Origin of the sequence: Mammaliicoccus sp. P-M58 (assembly GCF_022386165.1) — a bacterium.
In the GTDB taxonomy this organism is placed as follows: Bacteria; Bacillota; Bacilli; order Staphylococcales; family Staphylococcaceae; genus Mammaliicoccus; species Mammaliicoccus sciuri.
The window spans coordinates 26,906-44,119 of the sequence record NZ_JAJNJI010000012.1 but is presented as its reverse complement, the minus strand read 5'-3'; the positions used below and the strand labels follow the sequence as shown (position 1 = coordinate 44,119).

Below are 17,214 nucleotides of genomic sequence, written 5' to 3'. Positions count from 1 at the left end.
TTGATAGAAACATTCAACAAAACCATTCAACAAATGATCGACTATGAGAATAAAGTGACAACTTTAAAAAATGAAAAGAAATTATCACTCGTGGATTTCATTATTTTAGAAGAAATATACACTGCAAAAGAAATTACAATCAAAGAAATTCTAAGTGGAAAGCTTTTAGAATTAAAAACAAGACCTTCTAATATCGGTACAAACTTAGCAAAATTATATAGAAAAGGTTTAATCGATAAATATAGAAGTAATCTAGATGAAAGAAAAGTTTACTACTTTATGGATGCAGAACATAAAGAAAAATACGAAACACTTGTTAAAGATATATAAGAAAAAGGCAAGGACAAAATTTATGTCCTTGCCTTTTCTAATTCTCTAGAATACTTATTTAATCAATTGACGAGTGCTGCGCTCGATATATTGTGCGGAATGAATTGATACAAGCTCACCTTTTTTTAAGTTAAATAAGTTAAGCTTCATAATTTTATTCATCGCATCTTCTACGATATCGCTTGATAAGTCTGCTTTTGGATTTTGAATTTGTAATGTAAATGTCTTCTCTAAAGATGTTTTGAATGTTAATTCTAATACTCTTTTCATATTTTTACCTCCTAAATCTTTTTTAGATAGCATTAATTCTCTATCTGTATTGTTTTGACGATATATGCATCTTTAAATTTCTCGTCACTTAATGTTTCGATAATGCCTTTAAAAGTTTTAACTTGTTCGGGTGTAACATTTAAATTAATTGCATTAAATTTACGTTGCACAGTTTTTACTTTAGAAGCTTCATCTAAATACTGATGTAATAAAATGATGTTGATATCTTTAACTGTTTCCATGATTAAAACCTCCTTTCACTTTATATATCGAAGCAAGTATGTAAAAACGACAAAAAAATGTATAAATTACTTTCATGTTACTCAAATATATATTATTATTAATATGTACCTTAATTAGGAAGGATGGACCAAATTTATGCAACAAGTATCTCCAATTAAGAATAAAGATGACATTAGAGCAATGTATGAAGTATTGAAATCACATAGTGAACGAGACTATTTATTGTTTAGCTTAGCTATTCATACGGGTATGAAAGTAAACCAGCTACTTAATTTAACGGTCCAAGATTTATTTGATGAGGACAATGATATAAAGCAAGATTGGATAAATGACGAACAGGATTTAATTAAAGTTGTTATACCGTTACATTTGAGGTCAAGTTTATCCACTTTTATATATGAAGAAGGATTAAAAAGAGATGACTTTGTGTTTATGTCCATCAAAACAAAAAAACAATTATCAAGGCAACAAGCTTATCGAATTATACATGTTGCAGCTGAAGAAGTAGGGTTGAAGAATATCGGGTTGTACTCGTTAAGAAAGACTTTTGCATATCATGCCTTCAAATCAGGGGTATCTGTTTCGATTATTCAAAAATACCTCGGACATCAATCTTTAATAGAAACTTTAAAATTCATTGATGTCACGACAATAAAAAAAGAAACGACAATTGAACTTAATATATAGAGAGAAAGGGGTCAATGTATGGCTTTAATATGGCTGTTTTTAATGATTATCGTTGTGATGTCGATCGTGCTCATGACGATGAATACAAAGTTTAGCCGATTTGCTGGATGGCTAAGTTTAATTGCGCCAGTTCTAAGTTCCATATATTTCTTAAGTCAGATTAAGACGATATATGCTGGCCAAAGTATTACTTATTTCCAAGAGTGGATTCCACTTGTAGATGTTAATTTAGATTTACGTTTAGATGGTCTATCTTTAATTTTTGCACTACTTATTTCATTAATTGGTGCAGGTGTCTTCTTATATGCCATTTATTATCTTTCCCATGAAAAAGAGAATCTTCCAAGATTTTATACGTATTTGTTAATGTTTATGTTAGCAATGTTAGGTGTCGTACTTTCAAATAATACGATATTGTTATATACATTTTGGGAGTTAACAAGTATTTCTTCATTCTTGCTCATTTCATATTGGTATCAACGTAGAAAGAGTCAAGACGGTGCTTTGAAATCATTTTTAATTACAGTGTTTGGCGGTATGGCAATGTTAGTAGGTTTGATTTTGCTATACAGCATTACGGGTACGAATACAATTACTGAACAAGTCGGTATGATTGATAAAATTTATGAATCACCATGGTTTGTACTTGCAGTCATTTTAATCTTACTCGGAGCATTCACGAAATCTGCACAATTTCCATTTCACATTTGGTTACCAGATGCAATGGAAGCACCTACACCAGTCAGTGCCTATTTGCACTCAGCAACAATGGTTAAAGCAGGATTATATTTATTATTAAGATTTACACCAATTATCGGTCAAAGTACATGGGTCGTTTATACAGTAGTCACAATCGGTTTAGTGACGTTATTAGTCGGTTCATTCTTTGCAGTTAACAAGAAAGATTTAAAAGCCATGCTTGCCTATTCAACAATCAGTCAGCTCGGTATGATTATGACGATGATCGGTTTAGGGTTATTAGCATTAAATAGTAATTTTAAAGCAGATAATGAAATCTTTTTAGCGAGTTTATTTGCAGCATTATTCCATTTAATAAATCATGCGATTTTCAAAAGTGTTCTATTTATGGGTGTCGGTATTATCGACCATGAAACAGGAACAAGAGATGTTAAAAAGCTTGGCGGATTAAAAACAATCATGCCAATAACTGCAATCGTTATGACAATCAGTGCACTATCTATGGCAGGTATACCGTTATTTAATGGTTTCTTAAGTAAAGAGAAGTTCTTTACGAGTTTAGTAGAAACAGGTCACACAGATATCTTTAATCAAACGATGTCTACCGTGATGATATTAGCTGGCTTTGTCGGCAGTATATTTACATTTGTATATTGTATTAAACTCATTAAAGAACCATTTTTCGGTAAGCTTAAAAAAGAGCAATTACCGAAAGTACCGCGTCATGATGGCGGCGGGTTATTAATCTCACCAATGATTATCGTATTGTTTGTTCCAATCATTTTCTTTGTACCGAATGTACTAGGAGAATATCTAATTGGACCAGCATTAAGAGATATTTTCCACGATAACGAGATTATGTCTCATTTACCACATATTAAAGCATGGCACGGATTTACAGTAGAATTATTCTTAACACTTGGCATATACATTATTGGGACACTTCTTATACTCGTGCCAAAATGGGATGTTATTTATAGTAAGATTTCTAAAAACTTAGAAATCAATACGCTATATACGAAAGGTATGGATGCATTAGATCGTATCAGTACATTTTCAATTCAAGGTATTATGAATAATAAACTGAACCAATATTTACACATTATCTATGTAATCTTCTTTGTCATTATGGGATATGGTATTTATCAAGTAGGTATTTATGATATTGCTTATTACCATATTACTGAAGCGACAACATTTGAAATCATTATATTAATTAATATTGTGATTACTGCAACAGCATTAATGTTTATTCGAGAAAGAATGACAATGACGATTTTAAATGGTGTCATCGGATATTCAATCGCGGTCGTATTCATATTTATGAAAGCACCTGATTTAGCTTTAACTCAACTTGTTATAGAAACGATTACGACAGTATTATTCTTATTAGTCTTCTATCATTTACCAAATGTTCAGAAGGATACACCAAATGTTATCAGTGAAATTGTGAAATTAACAATTGCTTTATTAATGGCAGTCTTTGTTGTTGTCTTTGTTATTATGATGCAACAAGATAGTCTGTTCGACAAAATTTCATTCTACTATGATAATGCATACGAATTAGCAGGTGTTAAAAATATCGTCAATGGTATTCTAGGAGACTTTAGAGCATTAGATACAATGCTTGAAGGAATCGTTATATTAATTGCAGGATTAGGTATATTTACATTAGTTAAATTTAAGATAAGAAAGGATGAGCCAAATGAAAGAAAATGATGTTGTATTAGAAACGATATCCAAAATTGCTATATTCATAATATTGACGTTTGGATTTTATATTTTTCTTGCTGGTCACGATAACCCAGGTGGTGGGTTTATAGGTGGACTCGTCTTTAGCTCAGCCTTTATCTTAATGTTTTTAGCTTTTGATGTGGAAACAGTCGTTCAATCTATGCCATTAGACTTTAGAGCAGTTACGATTATTGGATGTCTCATTTCAATTGGTACAGGTATTATTCCTATGTTCTTTGGGCATCCGATGCTTACACATGAAGATGGCTATATGACTTGGCCGTTGTTAGGTGAGATTCATTTATCAAGCGTTACACTATTCGAGCTCGGCATACTACTTACTGTAGTAGGCGCTGTTGTAACAATCATGCTTGCGATAAGTGGTGATAACAGTTGAATTTAATACTTGTCATTATAATAGGCGTACTCACGTTTGTAGGAACATATATGATTTTGTCTAAGAACTTAATTCGAATTGTTATTGGTACAGCAATTTATACACACGTAGCAAACTTAATGATTTTATCAATGAGCGAGTTTGGTGGAAATAATGTTCCACTTATTAATGGAGAAGGAAAAGATTATGTCGATCCTTTACCACAAGCATTAATCTTAACAGCTATCGTTATTGGTTTTGCTGTTACAGCATTTTTACTCGTGCTTATATATAGAACATTTAAGTTGACGAAAGTAAATAGAATAGAAGCGTTACGCGGTGAGGATGAAGATGTAGATGAATAATTTAATATTAGTACCATTACTCGTACCTTTAATTACTGGATTAATATTGTTCTTCTTTAAAGAACGTTTAGCTTTAACAAGACGTATCGCGATAACGAGTTTAGCAATCACAACAATCATCACAGCATGGCTTCTGGTAGAAGTCAGTTTAAATAAAGTACTCGTTATTAACTTTGGTGATTGGCAACCTCCATTTGGTATACAATTTGTCGGAGATGAATTGGCACTTCTATTTACGACTGTTTCTTGTTTTGTTGTAACAGTTATTATATATTTTGGTTTTGGTAAGCGAGAAAGAGTAGCAAATAGATATTTCTTACCATCTTTTATACTATTTTTATTAACAGGTGTAAATGGAAGCTTCTTAACGGCAGATATCTTTAATTTATACGTTATGTTTGAAATTATGTTATTAGCATCATTTGTATTATTAACACTTGGACAATCTATTGAACAATTAAGAGCGAGTGTTATCTATGTTGTTATTAACGTTGTCAGTTCTTGGTTCTTCTTAATGGGTGTAGCATATTTATATGGAACGTTAGGTACTTTGAACTTTGGACATATCGCAATGCGTATTACTGAAAGTAATCAACCAACGACCGTTACTTTAGTAGCAGTTATTATGATTTTTGTCTTTGGTGGTAAAGCGGCCTTAGTCATGTTTATGTGGTTGCCGAAAGCATATGCAGCTTTAAACACTGAGTTAGCAGCATTGTTTGCCAGCCTTATGACTAAAGTCGGGGTTTATGCATTGATAAGAGTTATGGTGTTGATGTTCGATGAAAAGCCAGAAGTTACACACTTCCTTTTATATATCATGGCTATCATCACAATGATCATCGGCAGTATTGGTGTATTAGGATTTAAAGATATTAAAAAGATTGCAGCGTACCAAGTTATTTTATCAATAGGATTTGCTGTTCTCGGTTTAAGTGCGAATAATAGTGATGGCATCACGGGGGCAATCTTCTATGTCAGTCACGATATGATTATCAAAACATTACTATTCTTAATCATTGGTACTTTCGTATTATTATCTGGCACGAGATATTATGATCAATTTGGTGGATTAATTAAATATTATCCGAGTCTAGGGATTATATTCTTTATCACGATTTTATCAATCGGTGGTGTACCACCATTTAGTGGATTTCCCGGGAAATTATTAATTATTAAAGGTGCTTTAGATAATGGTTATACAATTGGTGTCATCGTGATGGTAATTACAAGTGTCATCGCAATGTACAGTTTACTAAGAATTTTCTTAGTGATGTACTTCGGTAGAAACGATATTCCTAAAGTTGACAAAGTTCCACTTTCTAAACATAAATTATACGCGATGATCATATTAACAGTAGCTACCATATTATTAGGTATTGCATCACAATATGTATTAAACATTTCAGAATTAGCGGCACAATTTAACATACATGAACAGTCATATATTAAAGAAATTATTCCAAACGTAGAAGTGGAGGCGAAGTAATAATGGCACAGTTGTTATTAAATATTTTAATCGCCTTCTTATGGACGCTGTTCCAAGATGAAGATAAATTTCATTTATCAACCTTTGTAGGTGGATATCTCATTGGTATCTTTATTGTTTATTTAATGCATAGATTCTTTGGACATGTCTTCTACTTGAAAAAGGTTTGGGTAATCTTCAAGTTTATATGTGTTTATAACTATCAACTTGTGACTTCAAGTATGACAACAATCAATTATATTTTATTTAAAACGAACAAAGTTAATCCAGGTCTTGTAACTTATGAAACAACGTTAAAACAAGATTGGGCGATTACATTGTTAACATTGCTTATTATGCTTACACCAGGTTCCGTCGTGCTTAGACTTTCACCTGATGGTAGAAGATTCTTTATACATGCAATTGATATTTCAGATAAAGAAAAAGAAATTTTAACGAAGCAAATTAAGAAATACGAAAAACTAATCTGGGAGGTGCTTAAATAATGTCATTTATCATTTTAGCAATTATCAAAACAGCGCTTTTTATATATGGTATTTCCATTGTTGTCGTACTTCTCAGAACGATCATAGGTCCTACTACCGCAGATAGAGTCATTGCTTTTGATGCTATCGGTGCGATTCTAGTTTCCGTAGTAGGGGTATTAAGCATTATTTATGATACATTCAGTTATTTAGAAGCGAGTTTAATTATCGCAATACTTTCTTTCTTGAGTACAGTAGGTATTTCACGTTTCATAGAAGGGGGTCGTGTCTTTGAATCTAAGCGAGATCGTTAGTTTAATTGCCGCTTTATCAATATTGTTAGGTTCAATAGCAGCGCTCATTAGTGCGATAGGAATTGTACGCTTTAGAGATACATTTCTTCGAAGTCATGCCGCTACTAAAAGCTCTACATTATCTGTGTTGCTTACTTTGACAGGTGTGTTTATATATTTCTTAGTGACACAAGAATACTTTAGTGTCCGTACATTATTAACAATACTGTTCTTATATTTAACATCTCCAGTAGCAGGACATATGATTATTAGAGCAGCTTATAATTCAGGATCATATATGTATATGAAAGAATTTACTAAAAAAGGTACTTCACTAAACTTCAGGTATGATCGTAAAGAAACAAAAAAAGACAGAAGAAGAAGAGCCGAAAAAAGACAAATGATGAACGAAGCATTTTCTAAAAATGATAAAGAAACATTTAGTAAATATAAACAAGTCATGAAAAAAGATGAGCCAACATTAAAATAATAGAAATTGTTTGAGAAGTGTATGTTATGGGTGTCGTTAGGGACAGAATTCTGAGAAATGTCTCTAAGGATACGACTTCTAACTACCACAATTCAGAATAATGGAAGTTACAGCATTCTAATTACCAGAATTCGGAATAATGGAAGTTAAATACACAAAAAAGAGGTCGAGATGATTAAATCTCGGCCTCTTTTTTCATCATTTCATACTATTATGAATAGCTTCTGCATTGTGTTCCATCATGTTGTAATATGAGTTGCCTTTAGAGTCTTTTTTACCGATTGAATCTGTAAATACTTCATCTTTAATGTTGAGGTTTGTTTCTTCTGCTAATGTTTGCATACTTTTCTTATCAACACTTGTTTCGACGACTAATGATTTTAGATCATGGTCTTTCACAAATTTAATGGCTTGTTTCATTTGATCTGGTGTACCTTGTTTTTCTGTATTAATCTCCCATATATATCCTGGTGTAATATGATAGCTTTTCGCAAAGTATTTAAATGCACCTTCACTTGTTATAAAAGCACGTTTATCTTCGGGAATATCACTGAATGCTGTCATCATTTTATGATGTAGTTTATCTAACTTGTTTGTGTAGTTCTCAGCATTGTCTTTAAATTGTTTACTGTGATCTTTATCGATATCACTTAAGTGTTTTTCAATTGTATTGACGTATTTTATACCATTTTCAATACTTAACCAAGCGTGTGGGTCGATTTTATTTTTATCGCCTTCTCCACCTTTTAAATAAATAGGTGTAACGTCTTCAGTTGCTTGAATAACATTTTTGTCTGAGACTTTTTTACCTGCTTGTTCTAATGCTTTTTCAAACCAACCATTCCCACTTTCAAGGTTAAAACCATTATATATAATAACATCTGCATCTGTTAATGCTTTGACGTCTTTAGGTTTAATTTCATATTCGTGAGGGTCTTGTCCGATAGGGACGATGCTTGTAACTTTCGCATCAGACTTTGTTACTTCTTTAGTCATGTCGGCTAATATTGAATTTGTTGTTACTATTTTTAAATGTTTGTCTTCATTAGATGATGTTGCATTACAAGCACATAGTAAAACAATGATAGCGAGTAATGGCATAAATAATTTCTTCATGTTTAACCTCCTAAGCAAATTTTAATTTCATTTTATGTATAGTGAATGTAATCATGTACACTAAGCAGCAGACTAATACGATACACGCGCCACTTGGTAAGTTATAAAGGTAACTAATATACATGCCACAGGCCGCACAAATTGCACTGATAACACTTGCTACAATCATCATTGATTTTAATGATTTTGTAATTAAAAATGCAGCTGAACTCGGTGTAATGAGTAGTGCAACCACAAGTATAATGCCCACTGTTTGTAAACTAGCAACTGTAACGAGTGCTAATAGCATCATGACAAAATAATGAATGACTTTTACATTTAAACCGCTCATTCTAGCTGCAATAGGGTCAAACGTTGATAAATGCAAGGGTTTGTAAAATAATATGACACAAGCGATAACAATTATACTGACTATGCTCGTTGTATAAAATGCACTTGAAGTTACTGCTAATATGTTCCCAAATAAAATATGATATAAATCAGTAGAGGAGTTAATTTGACTTATGATAATAATTCCAAGGGAAAAGAATGCAGTAAAGATAATACCGATAGCTGCGTCATTTTTAGTTTTTGAGTGTTGGGCAATGTAACCAATCAGAAAGCTCGTTAACATACCGGTAACAAGCGCACCTATAAACATTGGGATGTTTAATACATAACTTATTGCAACACCAGGCAGTACAGCGTGGCTCATAGCATCACCCATTAAAGACAAACCTCTTAATATAATGAGGCTACCTACAATGCCACAAACAATACCAACTACAATAGCAGTAATCAGCGCTCGACTTAAGAAATTATATTGTATTAGGGATGAGATAAATTCATTAATCATGGTGTAACGCCTTCCTTTAGAAATACTTCTTTAATATTGTGTTCTGTTAAAGCTTCAGATGCTGTGCCAAAAAATTTAATAGTTCGATTGAGGAGGATGATTCTATCGAAATATAATTTGGCTTTTTGAATATCATGATGAACAATAATGATGAGTTTTCCTTCTGATTTTAATCTTCTAAGCATGTTTATCATGATTTCTTCACTTTTAAAATCAATACCGACAAATGGTTCATCGAGACATAATAAATCACTGTCTTTCATTAAAGACTTTGCTAAAAGAACACGTTGTAATTGACCACCACTTAATTGATTTAATGTCTTATCCTTTAATTCAGTTAGTTGTAACTCTGACATTAATTGATCCCTTTTTTGATAAGCTTCTTTCTTTAAAGGTCTAAACCAACCTGATGTAGCATAATAGCCTGTTAACAAACTATCTTGAACAGTGATAGGGAAATCTAAATCTAATAGATTTCTTTGAGGAATATACGTTAATTGTTTCAACTGTTGGTTTATCGGCTTATCATGCCAATAAACTTCTCCTGATGCCTTAAATTCACCCAAAATCGATTTAATAAATGAAGATTTTCCTGCGCCGTTTGGTCCCATAATTCCAATTAATTCACCTGTAGATTCAATGGTTAAATTAATATCATGCAAAATGTGCTGTTGTCCTAAATATAAATTCAAATTTTTTACCTGCAACATGTTATCACCTTTTCTAAAAATAAGTTTAGGCTTACCTAAACTATAATTCGATTATATAAGAAAATTATCTAAAGTCAAGAGATAGCCTGTAAAAATAAATCGTGGTACAATAAATATATGATAATAAAAGTGAGGTCAGAGTAGATGTTGACTGAAGAACAAGAAGACTACTTAAAAGCGATTTTTGGATTAAATGGCACAACAGATTACGTATCCAATAAGAATTTAGCGCAAGATTTAAATATTAAACCTTCATCAGTTAGTGAAATGATGTTACGTTTGAAAAAGGATGACTACGTAGATATTCGTCCGTATAAAGGTGTGAAATTAACTCAAAAGGGTTTAGATCATACAACAAATATTATTAAAAGACATAGACTAATAGAGCGATTCTTAATAGAAGAACTTGAATATACTTGGGATGAGGTTCACGAAGAAGCAGAAATACTGGAACATCGTGTATCTGACCGTTTTATAGATAAGATAGATAAGTTAATGGGTTACCCAACAACTTGTCCGCATGGTGGTATTATTCCAAGAGAGAATCAAATAGAAGAAATTTATAACACATCATTAAATGAGTTTGAAATTGGAGATGACGTTGAAATTAAACGTGTAATGGATTACGTGAATCTCCTAGATTATTTAAGTAATCAAGAATTGCATATTGGCGATGTAGTTACAATTAGCAATAAAGATAGCTTAAACCAACTCATAGAACTTAAACTAAAAGATAAAACAATTATGATTAGTGAAACAAATGCATCATATTTGTTTGGTATAAAAACAGCTTAATAAATAAAAACCAGCAGAAATTCAATAGAATGAATTTCTGCTGGTTTTATTGATAATGGATACAATATAACGCACGAAGATTATGAGATATCGTGCGCTAAGGTGCAAAATCAGGGTGTAACGCACGAAGACTACGAGATATCGTGCGCTAAGGTACATAATCAGGGTGTAACGCACGAAGACTATGAGATATCGTGCGCTAAGGTACAAAATCAGGGTGTAACGCACGAAGACTACGAGATATCGTGCAGTTAAGTATAAAATATAATTACACTACGTGAAGACTCCATATTAAAGGTACCAATATCTATGGCCATAAAATATTAAAAGTATACATAACCGCATATACATTAATTGCTATCCATATGACACTAAAGAAAATAGTTGGAATTTTAGTGAGCTGTTTTAACTGACTACCATCCCATTCTTGTCTTGAGCGAGAGAATGTTAATAGGAATATTGTAATACTTGATTGTGCGACTTCACCTAATAATGTTCCTAAACTAATGTGATAAATATACGTAATGATTTGTCCAAAGTCATGTATATTCGGTGCAGACAGTACTTCATATAAAGCTACTGCAATAATGACGAGAATGATACTTGGGATAAATTTCTTAGATGTTAATATGACATAGAATAAAAACATAATCAGAAGAATGATTAAGAAAATTGGTCCGAATGTGTGATGTTTAAGCCATACACCTAAAATCAACATAATTGGCGGCATGATATAACCGAATAAAGTCGTTATAAATTGATTTAATCGTGATTTAGAACCAGTAACGGCGTAACCTTGTCTACCGGTTTCCATACGCTCTTTACGACGCCAAACAACTACGAGGTCTTTAGGCTTACCACCTGATAGTTTATTTGCTATAACATGACCCATCTCATGGATGAGTATTGGAAAATATCCTAGAATAATATCGATTAAACTTAAAATGGGTTGTTGTCTTCTATGATGAACAAATACATATATAAGCGCGATGATCGTTATCATTGTTAAGGATAAATTAATTGGTTCTGATAGAAAATTCGGTAAAAATTGAATCAAAAAAACGTCACCTCGTATTGAATAGTTTAAGACTATTCTACACTAAAGTGACGTTTTTGTTGTCGGACTTAAGACTTAATATCCGTTATTATTTTTTCTTACGCTTGATTAACCAAGTTAATAAAAGGATAATACCGACAGCAAGTAAAATAGATGCTGTCATAATAATAGGTCTATTATCAGTACTTGTTACTTTTTTCTTTGTTTCGTTAAATTTATGTTTACTTGGCGTTTCTACTTTTACAGATGGTGGACCATAGCTATCATTGATATAAGATCGGTTATAATCAATGCTTGCACGTCCATCTTTAAGTACAACTTTATAATCTACGCCTTTACGAACGACATCATATAAATCTTCTGTTACATAATATTTCTTGCCATTAATTTTTTGAGTCCCTTTAGATAATACTTTTTTCCATTCATATTCTTTGAATGATTTTTCCATCAAGCTATTACCCATCATATTACGTTCTTTCTCACCACCGACACTATTATAGTCTCCGGCACCAAAGAGAATTTGGTTAATTCTTAATCCATCTCTCTTAGTAGAAAGACTGTGGTTATAGTCCGCTGTATCACTAGAACCGGTTTTTAGACCATCTGTACCTTTAAGTGACATATCTGCACCTTCAAGTGAATGATTATACGTATAATATGTAACGTAGTGAACAGTAGGGGCAACTTTTTTAGTGTATTCTAAAATATCAGGATACTGTTTTACAAGATGTTGCGTTAAAATTGCATAATCTCTAGATGTTGAATAATTATCCTCATCTGATTGATATCGTTTAGCTTTATATTCTAGTAATAAATTATTAGAAGCACCGTTGGCATTGTAGAATTTTGTATGTTCCATACCTAATTTCTTTGCTGTTTCATTCATGTAGTCAACAAAGTCAGAATCTAAATCCTTTTTTTGTTGTTTAGATGCAGTATTTTTATTTGAGTCTTTATCTTTTTTATCTATCTTTTTAGCAGAAGCTAAGTTCTCAGCTTTCATCGTTTCTCTTCCTAAAATCATCGCACCTGCATTTGAAGAGTTAGAAACGGTTATTTGCATAAGTTCAGAGATTGTATATACATCTCCTGGATACAATTTTGTATTACTTAATTCTGGTAATGTAGATAAACGATATTCTTCATCTGTCATTTTAACTTTAGCATTTTTATCAAGTTTGCCACTATTGATTGCTTTCTCAGTTAAATATAATGTCATTAATTTAGACATACTTGCTGGATACCATTTAGCATCTATTTTATATTCATACATAATTTGACCAGTCTCAGAACTATAGTTAATAGCGCCTTCAGGTTCATAGATTTCACCGAGTGAGTATCCATTTTCATTGGCTACTTGTGTTGGTGATTTCGGATTATCCGCTGCATAAGCATTTTGAGTTACTGATATGCTCAAAATAAGTAATGCAAAAAATAATAATAGACTTTTTTTCATGAATAAGACCTCTTTATTTATTTTTAAAATTAACTATATCATTCTAACATATATTAATTAACTACCCTACAATAAGATAACAAATGAACGTTAATTTTTTGTGAACATATTTTAAATTTGGTATGTATAATCTCAATGCTGTAAAATATAACTATATCATTAATTTTAGTGAAGAGGTTATTAAAATGACAAAACAAAATCCTCTGCTTTATTTACTAAAAAAGGTAGACTGGCCTAAAAAATTAGTGTTTACGGCTATGACACTTTCAATTTTAGGTAGTCTTAGTGGTTTGCTTGTACCATTATTTACTGGGAAATTAGTAGATACATTTAATGCAGAAAGTTTAGATTTAAGAATGGTTTGGCTATTTATTGGCGTATTTTTAGTAAATGCAGTCTTGAGTGGTATTGGGACATATTTACTAAGCAAGATTGGTGAAAAAACAATTTATTCAATTAGGGAAAAGCTCTGGAAGCATTTAATCAATTTGAAAATGAGTTTCTTTGACAAAAATGAAAGTGGACAATTGATGAGTAGAATTACAGATGATACGAATGTGATTAACTTATTTATCTCTGAAAAAGCACCTAGCGTATTACCATCATTGTTAACACTTATTGGTTCGATAGTGATGTTATTTATTTTAGATTGGCAAATGACGCTCATGACATTTCTAATCTTACCTATATTTATCGGGATAATGGTACCTTTAGGACGAAAAATGGGTAAAATCTCAAAAGATACACAAACTGAGATTTCTAGATTCAGCGGTATATTAGGAAGAGTATTGACTGAAATGAAATTAGTAAAAGTGACAACTTCAGAAGAAAAAGAACTCGAAAAAACAAAAGGAACTTTATTAGGCATATATGATCTTGGTTTAAAAGAAGCTAAAATCAGAGCAATCATTTCCCCGCTTTCAGGCGTTATTATGACGTTAACAGTAGCTGTGATACTTGGTTTTGGTGGTATTAGAGTTTCGAGTGGAGCGATTACTGCAGGTACTTTGGTCGCAATGATATTCTATGTCGTGCAATTATCAGCGCCAATTTTGAATTTTTCAATGTTTTTAACGGATTATAAGAAAGCTGTCGGCGCAAGTGAACGTATCTATGAGATTTATCAAGAAGAAGCTGAAAAAAGAGGCGATGATCATAATCAACCGATTACGAATCATCAAGATATTACATTTGAAAATGTTTCATTTGGATATGAAGCTCATTCCGTTATTAAAGATTTATCTTTATCTATTCGATCTGGAGAAGTTACGGCATTTGTTGGCCCTTCTGGCTCAGGAAAAAGTACGCTGTTCAGTTTAATTGAAAGACTTTATCCAATCGATCACGGCCAAATATTATATGGAAACCAACCAATAGATGATATATCTTTAAAATATTGGCGACAGAAAATTGGATATGTTATGCAATCTAATGCAATGATGTCAGGGACGATAAGAGATAATTTAACATATGGTGTCTATTCAGAAGTAGAAGAAGAAACACTTGTACACTATACGAAGATGGCACGATGTTATGATTTTATAATGGCATTTCCACAAGGGTTTGATACAGAAATCGGTGAAAGAGGTACAAAATTATCTGGCGGGCAAAGACAACGTATAGATATCGCACGGAGTTTCATTAAGAATCCAGATATTTTACTATTAGATGAAGCGACAGCTAATTTAGATAGTGAAAGTGAATTCTACATTCAACAAGCATTAAATGAATTAATGAAAGATCGCACAACTATTGTGATCGCACATAGACTTGCTACGATTAAAAAAGCGAATCAAATTGTATTTTTAGATAAAGGTCAAATTACAGGTGTAGGTACACATCAAGAATTATTAGCATCTCATGAAAAGTATAGACATTTTGTAAATACGCAAAGTTTAACTGAATAAAATAGAACTGAATTGAACAAGATCCTAGAAAAATATTTCAGGATCTTGTTTTTATTATAAAAAATTAAAAAAATATGAGAAATAATGAAAACGCAACCATTTAGATAGGGCAAAGGATTCAATAAAAATCAAAAAAGCAGTAGAAAATAAATCGTGAATATTTTCACAAAATATGCGTAAAACCTATTGACCTCAAGAAATTGAGGTGCTATATTTACATTGTGAAAAGAATCACAAATATTAAAGATGCGCATCTTGAAAAATAAAAATAAGAAAGAAGTTGTTCATTGTGCTACTAAATAATATAAATCCATTAGACAACGTTACACTATCAGCAATTGTTGCTAGTATACCGATTATATTATTTCTATTATGTTTAACAGTTTTTAAAATGAAAGGTATTTATGCATCTATTACAACACTTATTGTAACTTTAGTCATTGCATCATTTATCTTCGAATTACCACATACTGTGGCGATTGGTGCTATAACAGAAGGGTTCTTTCAAGGTATTCTTCCAATAGGCTATATCGTTGTAATGGCAGTATGGTTATACAAAGTTTCAATTGGTACAGGACAATTCAGTATCATTCAAGATAGTATTTCAGGTATTTCTCAAGACCAACGTATCCAATTATTATTAATAGGTTTTAGTTTTAATGCATTTTTAGAAGGTGCTGCTGGTTTTGGTGTCCCTATCGCAATATGTAGTGTATTGTTAATTCAAATTGGTTTTAAACCTTTACAGGCAGCAATGCTTTGTTTAATTGCTAACGGAGCAGCAGGCGCTTTTGGTGCTATAGGTATTCCAGTTGGTATTATAGATAGTTTAGGTCTTCACGGTAATATTTCAGCGCTTGAAGTATCACAGATTTCAACACTTACACTCCCAATCTTGAACTTCTTTATTCCGTTTTTACTTGTCATGATATTAGATGGATTTAAAGGTGTGAAAGAAATTTTACCGATGATACTTGTTGTAAGTACAACATATACTGGCTTACAAATATTGATTACGTATTTCCAAGGTCCAGAATTGGCTGATATTATACCACCATTATTATCAATGGTTGCATTAGCAATTTTCTCAAAATATTACCAACCTCAAAATATTTTCAGAGTTTCAGATCAAGAAGTATTGGAAACAAAGAAACATTCTGTTAAATCCATTATGTATGCATGGAGTCCATTCTATATTTTAACGATTTTTGTCATGATATGGAGTGCACCATTTTTCAAAGCTTTATTTGCTGAAGGTGGTTTACTTTCTTCATTAGTATGGAATATAAATATTCCAGGAACATTTAATGAAATTACAAATAAACTGATTACATTAAAAATCGACATATTTAGTGCAACAGGTACTGCAATATTAATTTCAGTAGTGATCACAATACTCATTTCCAAACACTTTAAGTTCAGTGATGCCTTTAATTTATTAGGCGTAACAATTAAAGAACTTTGGTTACCAATTTTGACAATCTGCTTTATTTTAGCCATCGCGAAAATTACAACTTATGGTGGACTTACAGGTGCAATGGGTCAAGGTATTGCAAAAGCTGGTAACATCTTCCCGATACTATCTCCAGTATTAGGTTGGATAGGTGTATTCATGACTGGTTCAGTCGTAAATAACAACACTTTGTTTGCACCAATTCAAGCATCAGTAGCTAGTCAAATTGGTACAAGTGGACCATTGTTAGTTGCTGCAAATACAGCAGGTGGTGTAGCAGCTAAATTAATCTCACCACAATCTATCGCGATTGCAACAGCTGCTGTTAGAGAAGTTGGTAAAGAGTCTGAATTGCTCAAAATGACTTTGAAATATAGCGTAGGATTCTTAATTTTCATCTGTGTATGGACATTTATTTTAACAATAATTTTATAAATATAAATTG

Annotated in this window: 19 protein-coding genes; 12 read left to right on the top strand and 7 right to left on the bottom strand. The window is 32.0% G+C overall.

Annotated features, from left to right (window positions below; all coding sequences use genetic code 11):
• Positions 1 to 330: a MarR family transcriptional regulator gene (locus tag LQ694_RS12550; RefSeq protein WP_025906024.1), complete on the top strand. Its 330-nt coding sequence runs from the start codon at positions 1 to 3 to the stop codon at positions 328 to 330.
• Positions 331 to 384: 54 nt separating this feature from the next.
• Here LQ694_RS12550 and LQ694_RS12545 read toward each other — a convergent pair whose 3' ends face one another.
• Both LQ694_RS12545 and LQ694_RS12540 read right to left on the bottom strand, forming a co-directional pair.
• Positions 385 to 600, bottom strand: a complete 216-nt coding sequence (locus LQ694_RS12545; protein ID WP_058611356.1) for a DUF2922 domain-containing protein — start codon at positions 598 to 600, stop codon at positions 385 to 387.
• Positions 601 to 632: 32 nt separating this feature from the next.
• Positions 633 to 842: a DUF1659 domain-containing protein gene (locus LQ694_RS12540; protein ID WP_025906021.1), complete on the bottom strand. Its 210-nt coding sequence runs from the start codon at positions 840 to 842 to the stop codon at positions 633 to 635.
• A 136-nt stretch (positions 843 to 978) separates the two neighbouring features.
• On the opposite strand from LQ694_RS12540, the gene LQ694_RS12535 reads away from it, so the two are divergent.
• Genes LQ694_RS12535 through LQ694_RS12500 form a run of 8 tightly spaced genes read left to right on the top strand, consistent with a single transcriptional unit; the run spans position 979 to position 7,440 of the window.
• Positions 979 to 1,530 (top strand): tyrosine-type recombinase/integrase, encoded by a 552-nt coding sequence (locus LQ694_RS12535; protein ID WP_048540039.1) that lies wholly within the window; start codon positions 979 to 981, stop codon positions 1,528 to 1,530.
• 18 nt (positions 1,531 to 1,548) lie between these two features.
• Entirely contained in the window at positions 1,549 to 3,948 is a 2,400-nt protein-coding gene (locus tag LQ694_RS12530) for a DUF4040 family protein (RefSeq protein ID WP_058611355.1), read from the top strand.
• Positions 3,935 to 4,360, top strand: a complete 426-nt coding sequence (locus LQ694_RS12525) for a monovalent cation/H+ antiporter subunit B (RefSeq protein ID WP_025906014.1) — start codon at positions 3,935 to 3,937, stop codon at positions 4,358 to 4,360. Before LQ694_RS12530 ends, LQ694_RS12525 begins: the two co-directional genes overlap by 14 nt.
• On the top strand, positions 4,357 to 4,704 hold the full coding sequence (locus LQ694_RS12520) for a Na(+)/H(+) antiporter subunit C (RefSeq protein WP_048540042.1): 348 nt from the start codon (positions 4,357 to 4,359) through the stop codon (positions 4,702 to 4,704). Before LQ694_RS12525 ends, LQ694_RS12520 begins: the two co-directional genes overlap by 4 nt.
• Complete coding sequence (locus tag LQ694_RS12515) at positions 4,697 to 6,193, top strand: Na+/H+ antiporter subunit D (protein WP_048540044.1); 1,497 nt, start codon at positions 4,697 to 4,699, stop codon at positions 6,191 to 6,193. Before LQ694_RS12520 ends, LQ694_RS12515 begins: the two co-directional genes overlap by 8 nt.
• Positions 6,194 to 6,195: 2 nt before the next feature.
• Positions 6,196 to 6,678, top strand: a complete 483-nt coding sequence (locus tag LQ694_RS12510) for a Na+/H+ antiporter subunit E (protein WP_048540046.1) — start codon at positions 6,196 to 6,198, stop codon at positions 6,676 to 6,678.
• Complete coding sequence (locus tag LQ694_RS12505) at positions 6,678 to 6,971, top strand: monovalent cation/H+ antiporter complex subunit F (RefSeq protein ID WP_196968611.1); 294 nt, start codon at positions 6,678 to 6,680, stop codon at positions 6,969 to 6,971. Before LQ694_RS12510 ends, LQ694_RS12505 begins: the two co-directional genes overlap by 1 nt.
• Positions 6,949 to 7,440: a Na+/H+ antiporter subunit G gene (locus tag LQ694_RS12500; RefSeq protein ID WP_196968612.1), complete on the top strand. Its 492-nt coding sequence runs from the start codon at positions 6,949 to 6,951 to the stop codon at positions 7,438 to 7,440. The genes LQ694_RS12505 and LQ694_RS12500 overlap by 23 nt, the downstream gene beginning before the upstream one ends.
• Positions 7,441 to 7,638: 198 nt before the next feature.
• Here the strand turns inward: LQ694_RS12500 and mntC are convergent, their stop codons facing one another.
• From mntC to LQ694_RS12485, 3 genes are read right to left on the bottom strand one after another with little or no spacing between them, the layout of a single operon-like run.
• Positions 7,639 to 8,556 (bottom strand): manganese ABC transporter substrate-binding lipoprotein MntC, encoded by a 918-nt coding sequence (gene mntC, locus LQ694_RS12495; protein ID WP_196968613.1) that lies wholly within the window; start codon positions 8,554 to 8,556, stop codon positions 7,639 to 7,641.
• 10 nt (positions 8,557 to 8,566) lie between these two features.
• Positions 8,567 to 9,391: a metal ABC transporter permease gene (locus tag LQ694_RS12490; RefSeq protein WP_053084382.1), complete on the bottom strand. Its 825-nt coding sequence runs from the start codon at positions 9,389 to 9,391 to the stop codon at positions 8,567 to 8,569.
• Positions 9,388 to 10,101, bottom strand: coding sequence for a metal ABC transporter ATP-binding protein (locus tag LQ694_RS12485; RefSeq protein WP_049320931.1), 714 nt, complete (start codon positions 10,099 to 10,101; stop codon positions 9,388 to 9,390). The genes LQ694_RS12490 and LQ694_RS12485 overlap by 4 nt, the downstream gene beginning before the upstream one ends.
• A gap of 144 nt (positions 10,102 to 10,245) precedes the next feature.
• Between LQ694_RS12485 and LQ694_RS12480 the strand changes: the two genes are divergently transcribed.
• Positions 10,246 to 10,896, top strand: a complete 651-nt coding sequence (locus tag LQ694_RS12480; RefSeq protein ID WP_025905995.1) for a metal-dependent transcriptional regulator — start codon at positions 10,246 to 10,248, stop codon at positions 10,894 to 10,896.
• Between the two features lie 307 nt (positions 10,897 to 11,203).
• On the opposite strand, the gene LQ694_RS12475 is transcribed toward LQ694_RS12480, so the two are convergent.
• Positions 11,204 to 11,953 (bottom strand): M50 family metallopeptidase, encoded by a 750-nt coding sequence (locus LQ694_RS12475; protein ID WP_049320929.1) that lies wholly within the window; start codon positions 11,951 to 11,953, stop codon positions 11,204 to 11,206.
• An 88-nt stretch (positions 11,954 to 12,041) separates the two neighbouring features.
• Positions 12,042 to 13,409: a penicillin-binding protein PBP4 gene (pbp4, locus tag LQ694_RS12470; RefSeq protein ID WP_218697170.1), complete on the bottom strand. Its 1,368-nt coding sequence runs from the start codon at positions 13,407 to 13,409 to the stop codon at positions 12,042 to 12,044.
• Between the two features lie 185 nt (positions 13,410 to 13,594).
• On the opposite strand from pbp4, the gene LQ694_RS12465 reads away from it, so the two are divergent.
• Together LQ694_RS12465 and LQ694_RS12460 are read left to right on the top strand one after the other, a co-directional pair.
• A complete protein-coding gene (locus LQ694_RS12465; protein WP_135016997.1) occupies positions 13,595 to 15,316 on the top strand; it encodes an ABC transporter ATP-binding protein in 1,722 nt (573 codons plus the stop codon).
• Between the two features lie 289 nt (positions 15,317 to 15,605).
• On the top strand, positions 15,606 to 17,204 hold the full coding sequence (locus LQ694_RS12460) for an L-lactate permease (RefSeq protein ID WP_058612545.1): 1,599 nt from the start codon (positions 15,606 to 15,608) through the stop codon (positions 17,202 to 17,204).
• Positions 17,205 to 17,214 lie beyond the last annotated feature (10 nt).